This window comes from Pseudonocardia kunmingensis (genome assembly GCF_006716445.1).
GTDB lineage: Bacteria > Actinomycetota > Actinomycetes > Mycobacteriales > Pseudonocardiaceae > Pseudonocardia > Pseudonocardia kunmingensis.
Window position 1 is genome coordinate 243,333 of record NZ_VFPA01000002.1, and the last position, 12,356, is coordinate 255,688.

General features: G+C 72.1%; 14 protein-coding genes. 6 read left to right on the forward strand and 8 right to left on the reverse strand.

Annotation, left to right across the window (positions count from 1 at the left end; genetic code table 11):
• The first annotated feature begins 33 nt into the window (after positions 1-33).
• Positions 34-714, forward strand: a complete 681-nt coding sequence (locus FB558_RS16940) for an alpha/beta fold hydrolase (RefSeq protein ID WP_281288660.1) — start codon at positions 34-36, stop codon at positions 712-714.
• 48 nt (positions 715-762) lie between these two features.
• Here the strand turns inward: FB558_RS16940 and FB558_RS16945 are convergent, their stop codons facing one another.
• Positions 763-1,734, reverse strand: a complete 972-nt coding sequence (locus tag FB558_RS16945; protein ID WP_142054633.1) for a GlxA family transcriptional regulator — start codon at positions 1,732-1,734, stop codon at positions 763-765.
• A 100-nt stretch (positions 1,735-1,834) separates the two neighbouring features.
• Between FB558_RS16945 and FB558_RS16950 the strand changes: the two genes are divergently transcribed.
• Positions 1,835-2,443, forward strand: coding sequence for a DJ-1/PfpI family protein (locus FB558_RS16950; protein ID WP_246106566.1), 609 nt, complete (start codon positions 1,835-1,837; stop codon positions 2,441-2,443).
• A gap of 65 nt (positions 2,444-2,508) precedes the next feature.
• Positions 2,509-2,817 carry an antibiotic biosynthesis monooxygenase family protein gene (locus FB558_RS16955; RefSeq protein WP_142054635.1) on the forward strand — a complete coding sequence of 103 codons (309 nt, stop codon included), beginning with the start codon at positions 2,509-2,511 and terminating at the stop codon, positions 2,815-2,817.
• 50 nt (positions 2,818-2,867) lie between these two features.
• Here FB558_RS16955 and FB558_RS16960 read toward each other — a convergent pair whose 3' ends face one another.
• The 7 genes from FB558_RS16960 to FB558_RS16985 form a co-directional block, all read right to left on the reverse strand.
• A complete protein-coding gene (locus FB558_RS16960) occupies positions 2,868-3,167 on the reverse strand; it encodes a DUF6506 family protein (RefSeq protein WP_142054637.1) in 300 nt (99 codons plus the stop codon).
• Positions 3,168-3,221: 54 nt separating this feature from the next.
• Positions 3,222-4,115 carry a LysR family transcriptional regulator gene (locus FB558_RS16965; RefSeq protein WP_246106567.1) on the reverse strand — a complete coding sequence of 298 codons (894 nt, stop codon included), beginning with the start codon at positions 4,113-4,115 and terminating at the stop codon, positions 3,222-3,224.
• Between the two features lie 116 nt (positions 4,116-4,231).
• Positions 4,232-4,711 (reverse strand): DUF5701 family protein, encoded by a 480-nt coding sequence (locus FB558_RS16970; protein WP_246106568.1) that lies wholly within the window; start codon positions 4,709-4,711, stop codon positions 4,232-4,234.
• Complete coding sequence (locus FB558_RS44525; protein WP_246106569.1) at positions 4,705-4,902, reverse strand: hypothetical protein; 198 nt, start codon at positions 4,900-4,902, stop codon at positions 4,705-4,707. The genes FB558_RS16970 and FB558_RS44525 overlap by 7 nt, the downstream gene beginning before the upstream one ends.
• Positions 4,903-4,958: 56 nt before the next feature.
• A complete protein-coding gene (locus tag FB558_RS16975; protein ID WP_142054641.1) occupies positions 4,959-5,855 on the reverse strand; it encodes a Vgb family protein in 897 nt (298 codons plus the stop codon).
• Positions 5,852-6,508 carry a CatB-related O-acetyltransferase gene (locus FB558_RS16980; protein ID WP_142054643.1) on the reverse strand — a complete coding sequence of 219 codons (657 nt, stop codon included), beginning with the start codon at positions 6,506-6,508 and terminating at the stop codon, positions 5,852-5,854. Before FB558_RS16980 ends, FB558_RS16975 begins: the two co-directional genes overlap by 4 nt.
• 15 nt (positions 6,509-6,523) lie before the next feature.
• On the reverse strand, positions 6,524-6,898 hold the full coding sequence (locus FB558_RS16985) for a nuclear transport factor 2 family protein (RefSeq protein ID WP_142054645.1): 375 nt from the start codon (positions 6,896-6,898) through the stop codon (positions 6,524-6,526).
• Positions 6,899-6,983: 85 nt separating this feature from the next.
• Here FB558_RS16985 and FB558_RS16990 point away from each other — a divergent pair, with 85 nt between their 5' ends.
• The 3 genes from FB558_RS16990 (at position 6,984) to FB558_RS17000 (ending at position 12,331) form a co-directional block, all read left to right on the forward strand.
• Entirely contained in the window at positions 6,984-9,701 is a 2,718-nt protein-coding gene (locus FB558_RS16990; protein ID WP_246106570.1) for an ATP-binding protein, read from the forward strand.
• A 279-nt stretch (positions 9,702-9,980) separates the two neighbouring features.
• Positions 9,981-10,943 carry a hypothetical protein gene (locus tag FB558_RS16995; protein WP_142054649.1) on the forward strand — a complete coding sequence of 321 codons (963 nt, stop codon included), beginning with the start codon at positions 9,981-9,983 and terminating at the stop codon, positions 10,941-10,943.
• A 695-nt stretch (positions 10,944-11,638) separates the two neighbouring features.
• Entirely contained in the window at positions 11,639-12,331 is a 693-nt protein-coding gene (locus FB558_RS17000; protein WP_211366646.1) for a tyrosine-type recombinase/integrase, read from the forward strand.
• Positions 12,332-12,356: the final 25 nt, after the last annotated feature.

Below are 12,356 nucleotides of genomic sequence, written 5' to 3' on the forward strand. Positions count from 1 at the left end.
CCGGACGCGGAGGTGGTTGTGCGGGTCGTGTTCGTGCACGGGGCATGCGTGCGAGACGGATCGTGGTGGTGGCATCGCATGACCGGGCTCCTGCAGGAGCGGGGCGTGTCGAGCGTGGCCCCGGCGTTGCCGAGCTGCGGAGAGGCCGGCGTGCCGGCAGGTGCCGGTGGCCCGGGGCTGAGCGAGGACGTCGCCGCGGTGCGGCAGGTGCTGCAGGACAGCGACGAGCCGACCGTCGTGGTCGCTCACAGCTACGGCGGCATCGTGACGGCGGAGGCGGTTGCGGGCGCCGGGTCGGTGCGCCACCTGCTGCTGATCTCCAGCTACCTGCCCGAGGTCGGGCAGAGCCTCGCCGATTTCGGCGACGACGGCCCCGCCCCGTTCCTCGACGTCGACCTCGCCGCCGGGACGTTCGGGGTCCGCCCCGAACTACTGGTGGACACGTTCCTGCAGGACTGCGACGCCGACGTCCGGACGACGGCAGCAGATCACCTCGCCCGGCAGTCGGTGCAGGTGACCGGGCAGCCGGTCGGGGCGGCCGCCTGGCACGAGGTGCCGTCCACGTACCTCGTGTGCGCCGCCGACGCGGGCACCCCTGCCAGGTTGCAGCGCGAGTTCGCGCGCAGGGCCGGCCGTGTCGTCGAGCTCGACGCAGGCCACCACCCGTTCCTGTCCCAGCCCGTCGCGGTCCGCGACCTGCTGCTGAGCCTGTAGGCCGCGCGTACCGGCCGACGCGCTCGACGAGGACGATCGCGACGGTGATCAGAGCCGACCGGCCGCGTCGGTTGCGGAGGGCGTCTCCCGTCCTGCCTGGAAGGTCGTCCGGTACGACCGCGGGGTGGTGCCGAGGTGGCGGGCGAAGTGGTGCCGGAGGGTCTCGATCGATCCGAAGCCGGCCGTCCGCGCGACCCGTTCCACCGGCAGGTCGGTGGTCTCCAGCAGTTCCCGCGCGCGTTGCAGGCGCTGCTCGAGGAGCCAGCGCAGCGGCGTCGTCCCCGTCTCGGCGCGGAAGTGCCGCGACAGGCTGCGCGTGCTCATGTTGGCCCGGGCCGCGATGTCGTCGATGGTCATCGGAGTGCCGAGGTTGTCCTGCATCCACCGCAGGGCCGGCCCGAGGCCGTCCTCGCCGCCGACGGGGTGGCGGTGCTCGATGAACTGCGCCTGCCCGCCCGCGCGCTGCGGCGGCATCACGATCATCCGTGCCGTCTCGGTGGCCACCGCCGCGCCCATGTCGCGCCGCACCATGTGCAGGCACAGGTCGAGTCCCGCGGCGACGCCCGCCGACGTCAGGACCCGCCCGTCGTCGACGAACAGGACGGCCGGGTCCACCTGCGCGTCCGGGCAGGACTTCGCCAGCTGCCCCGCCAGCAACCAGTGCGTCGTCGCCCGGCGGCCGTCCAGCAGCCCGGCCGCCGCGAGCACGAACGCCCCGGTGCAGATCGACGCCACCCGCGCTCCCCGAGCCGCCACGTCGCGCAGCAACCGCGTCACCCGTGGACGCGGCGGCCGGTCCGGGTCCACACCCGGCACGATCACGGTGTCGGCGCCCAGCGCGTCGTCCAGCCCGAACCTCGAGGAGATCCTGAAGGACTCCTGCCCGGCAGCGGTCGCCGTGGCGCCCCGCTCGGCGCAGACCCGCACCTCGTAGCCGGGGGTGACCGCGAAGACCTGGCACGGGATCGTCAGGTCGAAGCCCACGACGCCGTCGAGAGCGAGTACGGCGACGACGTGCACGTGGCCGGATGTTACGCATCATGGGCGTCCGCGCCACTGTCCGCGTGCTCTGCTCCCTCGGCATGCTTGGCGGGCCCCGCACCCCTCCGAAAGGTTCGACGTGACTCTCCGCGTGCACACAGCGCTCTACGACGGTGTCGAGGAACAGGACTTCATCGGCCCGCTCGCCGCTCTGGGCGTCATGGACGACGTCGAGTACACCTTCGTCAGCGTCGACGGCCCGGGCACCGTGACCGCGTCCTCCGGAATGGAGATCGTCGTTCGCGCCCCGTGGGCCCCGGGGGCGGCCGACCTGATCCTGGTACCGGGCGGCGGCTACGGCGCCGGCTCCGCCGTGGATGTGCAGATCCGCGGCGGCGTGCTGCCGAAGGCGCTGGCCGACGTCCAGCGCCCCGGACCCGTCCTGGCCGCGGTCTGCACCGGGACCCTGCTGCTGTCCGCCGCCGGACTCACCACCGGACGACCCTGCACGACCCACCACATCGCCAAGGACGACCTGAGGGCGCAGGGCGGGGCGGTGCTCGACGCCCGTGTCGTCGACGACGGTGACCTGGTCACCTCCGGGGGCGTCACCTCCGGCATCGACCTCGGTCTGTGGCTCGTCGAACGCCTGTACGGCACCGAGGCCGCCCTGCTCGCCGAGGAAGTCCTGGAACACCAGCGCCGGGGCACCGTGTGGCGACGCTCCCCGGCAGCTCACGAAATCTGAAGCCGCAGTGCCCCACAGGGGTGCAGCCACGGAAACGGCTCGACCTACGAAGGAACGAAACGCCCATGACCGACAATGGTATTACTTTCATCAACGTCTTCGAGATTCCTGCCGACCAGCTCGATGAATTCATCGAACAGTGGCGCGAACGCGCGCAGCTCATGCGGAAGGCGCCCGGATTCCGCGATGTGCGGCTGCACCGGGCGATCTCGCCGGACGCACGGTTCCCACTCGTGAACGTCGCGCACTGGGACAGCGCCGAAGCGTGCGAGGCCGCCGGGGGGCATCCCGCCGTGGTCGCCTCCGTCGAATCCGCCCGGACGGTTGCTGTCGCCAACCCTGCCCTCTACGACGTCGTCGCCGAACACCGCTGATCCGCGACCGGCGTGGGCCCGCTCCGGTTACGTTCAACGGCGTCGAAGGGTCACGCGAAGATCGCATGGACCTGGTCGACGGCCTCGGGGCCGTAGCCGACCACTCCCACCGGCACTGCGCCGTCGATCGCCTCGATCACCTTGCCCGCCCAGACCGGGCCGAACCCGCCGCACAGCTCGATGAGCTGCACCCCGTCGCGCACCAGCGGCCCGACCACCTCGAGGACGTGTTCGGGACCGGGGATGCCGACCAGCACGGTCCGGCAGGCGCCGGTGTCCTCCGTGGTGAACCGGCCCTGCGGCGGGCAGCCGGCCGCGGTGTAGACGAAAGCCCAGTGCGTCAGCGCCACTCGTTCCTCCTCGTGCGTCCGCCCCGTCGAGCACCGCCAGTCCACCGGAGCGGGTCAGCGCCGTCCACGAGGCGGTTCCGCATCGTCGTGCGGCACCGCCTCAGCCGCGAGGTCCGCGGCGAGCGCGGCGAGCGGCCCGGCGCGGTCGTGCGACGGATCCCACACGAGCGCGTGCCGCAACCGGGGTCCGTCCGCGGCCAGCGGCACCCAGGCGAGCCCGTCGCCGTCGCGCCTGTCCCAGCGCGGGCGCAGAGCCACGACGGCACCGCCGTGGCGCAGCTCGGCGACGAAGAGCCCGCGCCGCGGCGGGCCCGCCCTCAGCGTGCCCGGCCGCCATCCCGCCGCGCGGCAGGATGCGAGGATCGCGTCGTGGTACCCGGGCGCCAGCGCGCGGTCGAACCACAGCAGGTCCTGATCGTCCAGGTCGGCCCACGTGAGGGCCGCCGCGCCCGCCAGGGCGTGCGTGTCGGCGACGAGCACGCCCAGCGGCACGTCGCTCACCGTCACCGCGCACAGCCCTGCGGTGTCGGCGGGCAGGACGACCAGGCCGGCGTCCAACCCGCCGGCGTGCAGCAGCTCCAGCTGGCGCGCGACGGGCACGTCGAGGAGGTCGACGTCCGCGTGGGCCCGCAGCGCCGGCCCGGCGGCGGGCGGGGCGCCGGGTGTCACCCCGATCCGCAGCGGCGTCCGGCCCGCGGCGCGTGCCACCCGCATCGCCTCCTCCGCCGCGTCGAGCACGTGGCGCGCCTGCGGGAGCAGCGCCCGCCCCGCCGCCGTCGGGATCATCCCGGCGGGGGTCCGGCGGAACAGCGCCGTCCCGAGCGTGCGTTCCAGGGCGATGATCTGCTGGCTCAGCGACGTCGGACGGATGCCGAGGAGGTCCGCGGCCCGCGTGAGGTGCTCCTGCTCGGCCACGGCGCAGAAGTACCGCAGCTGACGCAGCTCCACGCGTCCCACCCTCCTGCTCCCAGTTCGCTCCATCGTGAACGACGAACGGCACATTCGTCGGCCAGGTACCGACGAAAGTGCCGTCCGTCGGCTGGGCGTCGATCACCTGACGGGCGTTACCCGGCGGTGTCCCCGGTCGCGGGGCTGCGGCCGCCCGCGGAGGCCATGCCCAGCCACGTGTGCGGGTTGCGCTCCCAGCACCAGCCGAGCTTCGGGGCGTTCCGGCTGATCCAGATCGCCGGGACGCGGCGGTCCCCGCAGCGCGAGCCGCCGAGGGAGAAGCACTTGTTCTTCACCAGGACCTGCGGGTACTGGGTGATCATCGCGGTCCCCTCCTCGATGGTCAGGAGCGTGCGCCCCCGCTGTGCGATCACCTCCATGGCGTCGTCGGGAACGGCGCCGCAGAACTCCTCGCCGCGCTCGACGTCGCGCAGCAGGTACGCGGTCGGGTCGGGCAGCCGGGTTGCCGGGGTGGCGACGAACCGTTCGAGGGCGCCGGGCTCGAAGGAGTGGTCGACGAAACCGGGCTTGCTCCTCCCGGCGAGCGTGGTGCGCGGCATCGTCTCCTCGACCGGAGCCATCTCCCGGGTCACCACCAGCAGGAGGGCAGGCGCCCGCCCTCGGGGTCGGGTGCGGCGCTCCCGGCGGCGGCGGCGCGCAGCGGCGCCAGCCGGGCGGTGAACTGCTCCGGGTCGACGCCGGCCAGCGCCGGATAGCCGAGCGCGATCAGGTTCGCGACCTGCCGGTCGAACTCGGCGCCCGCGTCGAACGTGGTCGGATCGGTCATGGGTCCCCCGTGGATCGTCGGTGTCCGAGGCGTGGCTGCGTCCGGCGTGGCGGTCATCATCGGTCTCCTTCGGTCGTGCACCGGGCGAGCGCGCCGGTCTCCAGGGCGATCCACAGGGCGCCGTCGGGGCCGAGCGTGATGCCGTGCGGTTCCGAGTGCGGCGGGGGCAGGTCGTGCACCTCGATGGTGGCGTCGGGGTGGATCGCGCCGACCCGGTTGCGGCCCCACTCGGTGAACCAGCAGGTTCCGTCGGCGGCGGCGGTGATCGCGTGCGGCCGGGCGGCGCGGTCGGGCAGCGGGAACTCCGCGACCGTCCCGTCGGGGGTGATCCGCCCGATCTGGCCGGCGGCGATCTCGACGAACCAGACGGCGTCCCGGTCCGCGCCGATGCCGACGGGCCCGGCGGCCGGGGTCGGCAGCGGGTGGACGGTGATCCCGCCCTCGGTGCCGATCCGCCCGATCGCGTTCGCCTGGTTCAGGGTGAACCACATCGCGCCGTCGGGCCCGGCCGTGATCGCGGACGGGAACGCGCCGGTGGTCGGCAGCGGGAACTCGGTCACCCGGCCGTCGACGCCGATCCGGCCGATGCGGTCCGCGGCGGTCTGGGTGAACCACAGGGCCCCGTCCGGGCCGGTGGCGATGCCGTAGGGCCCGGAGTCGGGGGTGGGCAGCGGGAACTCCGTGAGGACGCCGTCGACGGTGAGCCGGCCGATCCGGTGCGCCTGGTACTCGGTGAACCACAGCGCGCCGTCCGGGCCGGCGACGATCACCGTGGGACCGGACGCCGGGTCGAGCGCGTGGCTCGTGTGCTCCTCCCCCGGCACCCACCGCCCGACCCGGCCGCTGCGGACCATGGTGAACCACAGGGCGCCGTCCGGGCCGGTGGTGAGGGCGTACGGCCCGTCGTCCGGGCCGGCGACGACGTGTTCCTCGATCGCGACGCGCGACGTCACGCGGTGCTCCCTTCGCGGTGGGCGGCGGCGATGCGCTCGATCTCGGCCGGGGTGCCCGCCATGATCGTGCGCACGTGGGTGGTCACGAGCTCGACCGGCCAGTCCCACCACGCCGCGCGCAGCAGCCGCTCGACGTCGGCGTCGTCGAAGCGCCGCCGGATCGGCCGGGCCGGGTTGCCGCCGACGATCGTGTACGGCGGCACGTCCGCGGTGACCACCGCGCCGGCCGCGACGATCGCCCCGTCGCCGATCCGCACGCCGGGCATGACGGTGGCGCGGTAGCCGAACCACACGTCGTTGCCGACGACGGTGTCGCCCCGGCTTTCCATGCCGGTGACGATGTCGAGGGTCCGCTCGGTCCAGTCGCCGCCGAACATCGTGAACGGGAAGGTGGACACACCCATCGTGGGATGGTCGGCGCCGGCCATGAGGAACCGGGTTCCGGACGCGATCGCGCAGTACCTGCCGATGACGAGCCGCTCAGGGCCGTAGGCGTACAGCACGTTGCGGTGCTCGAAGTCGGCCGCGCCGTCGGGATCGTCGTAGTAGGTGTAGGCGCCCACGGAGATCGTCGGGGAGGTGACGAGGGGCGCGAGGAACACGACCCGCTCGTGGGCCGGCAGCGGGTGGACGGTCGTCGGATCAGGGGGCACGGGCAGGTCCTTTCGTCAGGGGACGGGGTCGAGGAAGCCGAAGACGCGGCGCAGGCGCCCGCGTTCGGTCACCAGGACGGCGAGCCCGACGATCACGGCGGGCCCGCCGTCGGGGGCCATCTCCCAGCGGAGGCGGACCACGTGGTGGTGGCCGTCCGGCCGCCCGGCGGGGCGGAACACGAGATCGGGGAACTGCCGCTGGGCGGTGGCGAGCACGTCGTGGATCGCGCCGCGACCCTCGGCGGCCACGATCGGGTCCACGTAGACCGCGTCGACGGTCCAGAGCCCGGCGACGAGCGCCGCGCGCCGGGCCGGGTCGCGCTCGTTCCAGCACGCCAGGTACCGCTGCGCCAGCGCCTCGGCGTCGGGTGTCTCCGGGCCTCCGTCCATGGGCAGGAACGCTAGAGAGCCCCGCGCGCTGCCGAATCCGTCACGACCCGGTAGTTCCCCCGTGCGGGTTCAGTACGGTCGGCCGGTGTTGCACGGACGGGCACAAGAGCTATCGGTCATCGACCGGTTGCTGTCGGACTGCCGGGCGGGCGGCAGCGGCGGCCTGTTCCTCACGGGGGAGCCCGGCATCGGGAAAACCGCGCTGCTCGACCACGCTGCGTCGGCGGCGAGCGGCTTCCGGCTGGTGCGCGGCACCGGCATCGAGTCCGAGGCGCACCTGCCCTTCGCCGGTCTGCACCTGCTGCTGCGTCCCGCCCTCGACCGGGTGGACGCCCTCCCGGTGCCGCAGGCCCGTGCCTTGCGCGGGGCGTTCGGCCTCGTCCCCGCCGAACCGGGCGACCGCATGCTCGTCGGTCTCGCGGTGCTCTCCCTGCTCGCGGAGCTCGCCGACTCCGCCCCCGTCCTCTGTCTCCTCGACGACGCCCAGTGGCTGGACCGGGCGTCGGCCGAGGCCGTGTTGTTCGCCGCCCGGCGGCTCGACGCCGAAGGCATCGCGGTGATCGTCGCCGCGCGACCGGGCTTCGCGGCGCCCGGCCTGACCGAGCTGCCGCTGACCGGGCTCGACGCGCCCACCGCCGCGGGGCTGCTCGCCGAGCACGCCGCCGACCTGTCGCCCGCCGACCGGTACCGGGTGCTCGCGGAGGCGCAGGGCAACCCGCTCGCCCTGCTCGAGCTCCCGGCCGCCGTCGCCACGCACCGGCCGATCGCCGCAGGTCAGGCCCTGCCGTTGAGCGACACCGTGCAGGCGGTGTTCCTCGACCAGGCCCGACGCCTCCCCGAGCCGACCCGGCAGCTGCTCCTCGTCGCGGCCGCCGAGGACGCCGGCGATCTCGGGGTGGTCCTGCGCGCGGGCGCCGCCCTCGGCTCCGGGGCCACCGACCTGGTGCCCGCGGAGGTCGCCGGGCTGGTCCGCGTGGACCAGCACACCGTGCACTTCCGCCATCCCCTGGTGCGGTCGGCGCTCTACCAGGCGGCACCGACCAGCCTGCGGCTCGTGGTGCACACCGCCCTCGCCGACGCCCTCGACCGGCCCGACGACGCCGACCGGCGCGCCTGGCACCGCGCCATGGTCGCCACCGGCCCAGACGAGCAGGTGGCTGCGGAGCTCGAGCACACGGCCCTGCGCGCCGCGACGCGCAGCGGATACGCCACGGCGGTCGCCGCGTACGACCGGGCGGCCCGGCTGACGCCGGCCGGGGAGAACCGCGTCCGCCGGCTCGTCCTCGCCGCCGAGGCCGCGGCGGAGGAGGGCGATGCCGAGCGCATGGCTGTGATCGCCGATCGCGCCGCGGCGTCCACGCGGGAGCCGGAATGGCGGGCCCGCGCGCTCCGGGTGCGGGCCTCCGCCGCCTTCCACCAGGGCTCGCTCCGCGCGGCCCGGCGGCTGCTGACCGAGGCAGCGGGGCTCGTCCGGGCCGACGACCCGCTGCTCGCCACGCACACGATGCTCGACGCGGTGCACGCCGCCTGGTACCTCGGCGCGGACGAGATCGCGGAGACTGCCGAGCAGCTGGATGCGCTGCCGCTGCCGCCGGGAGACCCGATCACGCACGTCGCGCGGCTGCTGAGCTGGGCCGTGCGAGCGGCGATCGGTCAGGGGTGGGGCGGCGCCGCGGCCGACCGGATCGGGGCCGCGGCCCGTACCGGGTTCGGCGGCCCGCACGAGACGATCCTCGTCGGGGCCACCAGCCTCCAGGTCGCCGGGCACGACACCGAGTCGCACCGGGTGGCGGCGCAGCTGCTCGCCGGGTGCCGCGAGCACGGGTGGATCGGCCGGATGCCGCCGGTGCTCGCGTGCGTCGCCCGCGCGCAGACGTTCCTCGGCCGCCACGCCGACGCGTGGGACGACGCGAGCGAGGCGCTGCGCATCGCACAGGAGTCCGGGCACCGGCAGTGGATCGCCGAGATCAGCGGCGTGCTGGCCTACCTGGCCGCCGTGACCGGTGACGAGCAGCGCTGCCACGCGCTGGCCGACGACGCCGTATCCGCGCCGGAACCGGGTGCGCCCGGCCCCGGCCTGGCCTGGGCGCACTGGGCACTGGCCCTGCTCGACCTCGGCCACGCCCGCTGGGAGTCCGCCCGCGCCCGGCTGGACGCCCTTCACACCGGGCCGGTGCGGCACCAGCTGCCGGGCCTGCGCAGCATCCCGGACGTGGTGGAAGCGGCCGTCCGGCTCGGCAGACCGGAGGACGCACGCGAGCCGCTGGATCGGCTCACCGAGTGGGCGCGCCAGGTCGAGCAGCCGTGGATCGACGCGCACGTCCAGCGCTGCCGCGCGCTGCTCGCCGCCGACGACGATGCCGACGAGCTCTACCGGGCCGCGCTACGACTGCACGCGCAGGACGACCGCCCGTTCGACCGCGCGCGGACCGCCCTGCTCCACGGCGAATGGCTGCGCCGCATCCGCCGGAGGTCCGAGGCCATGGCCCGGCTGCGCGAGGCGTTCGAGACGTTCCGCAGGCTCGACGCCGCGCCGTGGGCGGCACGGGCGCGCGCGGAGCTCGACGCGGCCGGGGACGCCGTGCCGGACACCGGGACGACCGGTGCGCTGGCCCGACTCACCCCCCAGGAACGGAAGATCGTCCGGCTCGCCGCGCGCGGGCACTCCAACCGCGACATCGCCGCGCAGCTGTTCCTCAGCCCTCGCACCGTCGGCTACCACCTGTACAAGGCCTACCCCAAGCTCGGCGTCACGGCGCGCACCGAGCTCGCCGCGCTGGAGCCGGTCGGGGGCAACGGGTAGCGGCGCGCTTTCCGGCATCTGGTGCACACGGGTACGAAGAGCGGCGGTTGGCGCTGCGAGGTTTCGACAGACTTCTCTCGGAGGCCAACCGCCGTTCTCGGGCTGACGGTCGGGTCCGCGCGACGACTGGATCAGACGTCGTAGGTTCGTCAGGTGGGGGAGCGGACCAGGCACGATCGCTACGCGTGATCCGCTGACGTGGCCATACGTTGGCAACTGTTCATGCAAAGATCTCTCCTCGGAGCGCAGCCGCTCTGCAAGTTTTCCTTGGGAGCCGACATGTTCAAAGAAGTCAAGAACTCCACGCAAGTGCGCGAGACCAGCGTATTATTAAGTGCTCAATTTCTTAGAACTGGAATGAAGAGCGCCCGTCAAGCACTTGAGATATTCATAGCCGACCCGGACGACATTGAAGGAGTCGCACTCCATAGTGGAATTGCGGTTGAAGCCTGGTGCAAAGCTTCGTTGGCCGGCGAGAATCCGATTCTCCTGATTGACAGGAGGACGGCGAATGACGCTACCCTTAGAATACTGTCAGGGGTAGATGGCATGGAAGGGGCGGGATACGAGCTGAGAACTATAGGCGGTGTCGAGGTGTGTCATCGTATGTCTTGGATACATCCGCACTTTCCGTACATATCTAGCGACAAGGTCGTGTTTGAGGCCAGGAACGCGGCGGCGCATGGTGGCATCGTTGAACAGCAAGCATCGCTAGATGCACTACGTGTTATGGTGAAGGTGGTTAACTGGATTTGCTGCAACGACATTCGTTTCAAGAATGGAGTACCATACGCACTGTGGGAAGAGCAGGGCGAAGCGGCCGAAAGGCTCGATCAATCCCAGCTTAAAGAGAACGGAATCCGTGCGCGGGCGCGAATCGAAAGCGCTCACCGTTCCTACTCCGAGCGATTCAGCACGTTCGACCAGATCGAGCTGAGGAGGATGAGCTCGCAGATGAGCCCGCCGCATCCCGCCGATGAATTCTCGTTCCCAATTTCATATGAGTGCCCAGCCTGTCGAAATCCCGGTTGGCTCTATTGCGAGGAGGTTGCGAGTATAGTTGAGGGAGGCAGTGGAGAGACTCGCGACCGAGAGGACTCGATATCGGTGTCTCCGCTTAGTTTTCGCTGCCAATTATGTGGACTAGAGTTGGAGAGTGCAGAACTCGGCGCCATCGACATGGGGGAGTCACTTGAAGTCCCTGCAGCCCTGCTTGTATACCGGCTGCCGTACAACAACTGAATCCCGACGGCGATGTAACGCACGTACGTGGGCAGCCACTCGCCCTCATCCCCGCGATCCTGGCCGGCTCTTCACGTGATCACGAGGTGTCAACCCGGAACATCCGATCCCGCTACTTGACCACGGACTGAACCAGCGCATGCCCCTGCCAGCGTGGCCACCGGCGGGATCGGGGCGCGCAGCGGGGTTGACTCCTCGTGATCATGTAAGACGATCTGCGGCCAGCGGGGATGGCCACTATCTTACGTCGCACGTCTCCCTTGCCGACGCATGGCCGGCGGCCCATAGGCGCGCGGCCGCCCGCGAGCGGAGCGGCAAGGAAGCGGCCGCGCATGCCGTCCGGCGCGGTCCGGCCCGTCCCCGGCAGGGGGCGGCTTGAAGACGTATCGAAAGTTCTCACCACGTGCCTGAGCTGCGTGTTCCTGCCACAGCTGTGCGCTCCGCGTCTCGCCTACCCTTTGTGGGAAGGTCGTAGCGTCGTGCCATGGGTGAGCACCGCCGGGTCATGGACGCCGACCCTTCCGTTGCGGAGCGGCTGGCCGCCTTCGTTCTCAACGGCTGCGCGGCGTTCCTCCGCTCGTGCAGCTACCGACTGGACGTGAAGCCCACGGGTCTCCCAGCGGTTCCAGGAGCTCGCGAACCAGCGCGCGTGCCGACCGCGTGGTCCCGAGGTCATCCCGTGGACCGCGGAAAGCGTGCGGGCGGACCGGGGTGCGCTGGGGGAGAGGTACCGCCTCGCACCCGCTCTCGGGGCCGGCTGTGGCCTTCGACAGGGTGAGGCGTTCGGTCTGCCCGTTGACGACATCGACGAGGGAGCACAGGTCGTTCACGTGGTGCTTCAGCTCAAGCGGATGCGCGGCCAGTTCGTCTTCGCGCCACCCGAGCACGGGGCGTTCGCGATGTCCCACGTACCTGACACCGTCAAGGCGGCCCTGCGCACCCACCTCACCCGGTACCCGCCGCTCACCATGACCTTCCCCTGGCGGGAGCCCAATGGTGAGCCGATCACCGTGCGCGTCCTGACCTGGACCCGCGAGCGCGGAGCGCTCAACCGGAACTCCTTCAACCATCACGTCTGGAAGCCGGCCCTGCGAAAGGCCGGCGTGGTGGACCCGAAGCGCGGCGACGGCTTCCACGCCCTGCGCCACTTCTACGCCTCGGTGCTCCTCGACGGCGGGGAGTCGATCAAAGCTCTGTCCGAGTACCTCGGGCACGCCGATCCCGGCTTCACCCTGCGCACCTATACCCACCTCATGCCGTCCAGCGCCGAGCGCACGCGACGGGCCGTGGATGCCGTACTCACCTCTGGGCACGACGAAGGCCCGGCCTCCCAGTCCGAGGACAGGAACACCGGGCCTTCGCAGTCTGACGGCCTGCTGACGGCCTGATCATGCTGCCCAGACCCGTTGCCGC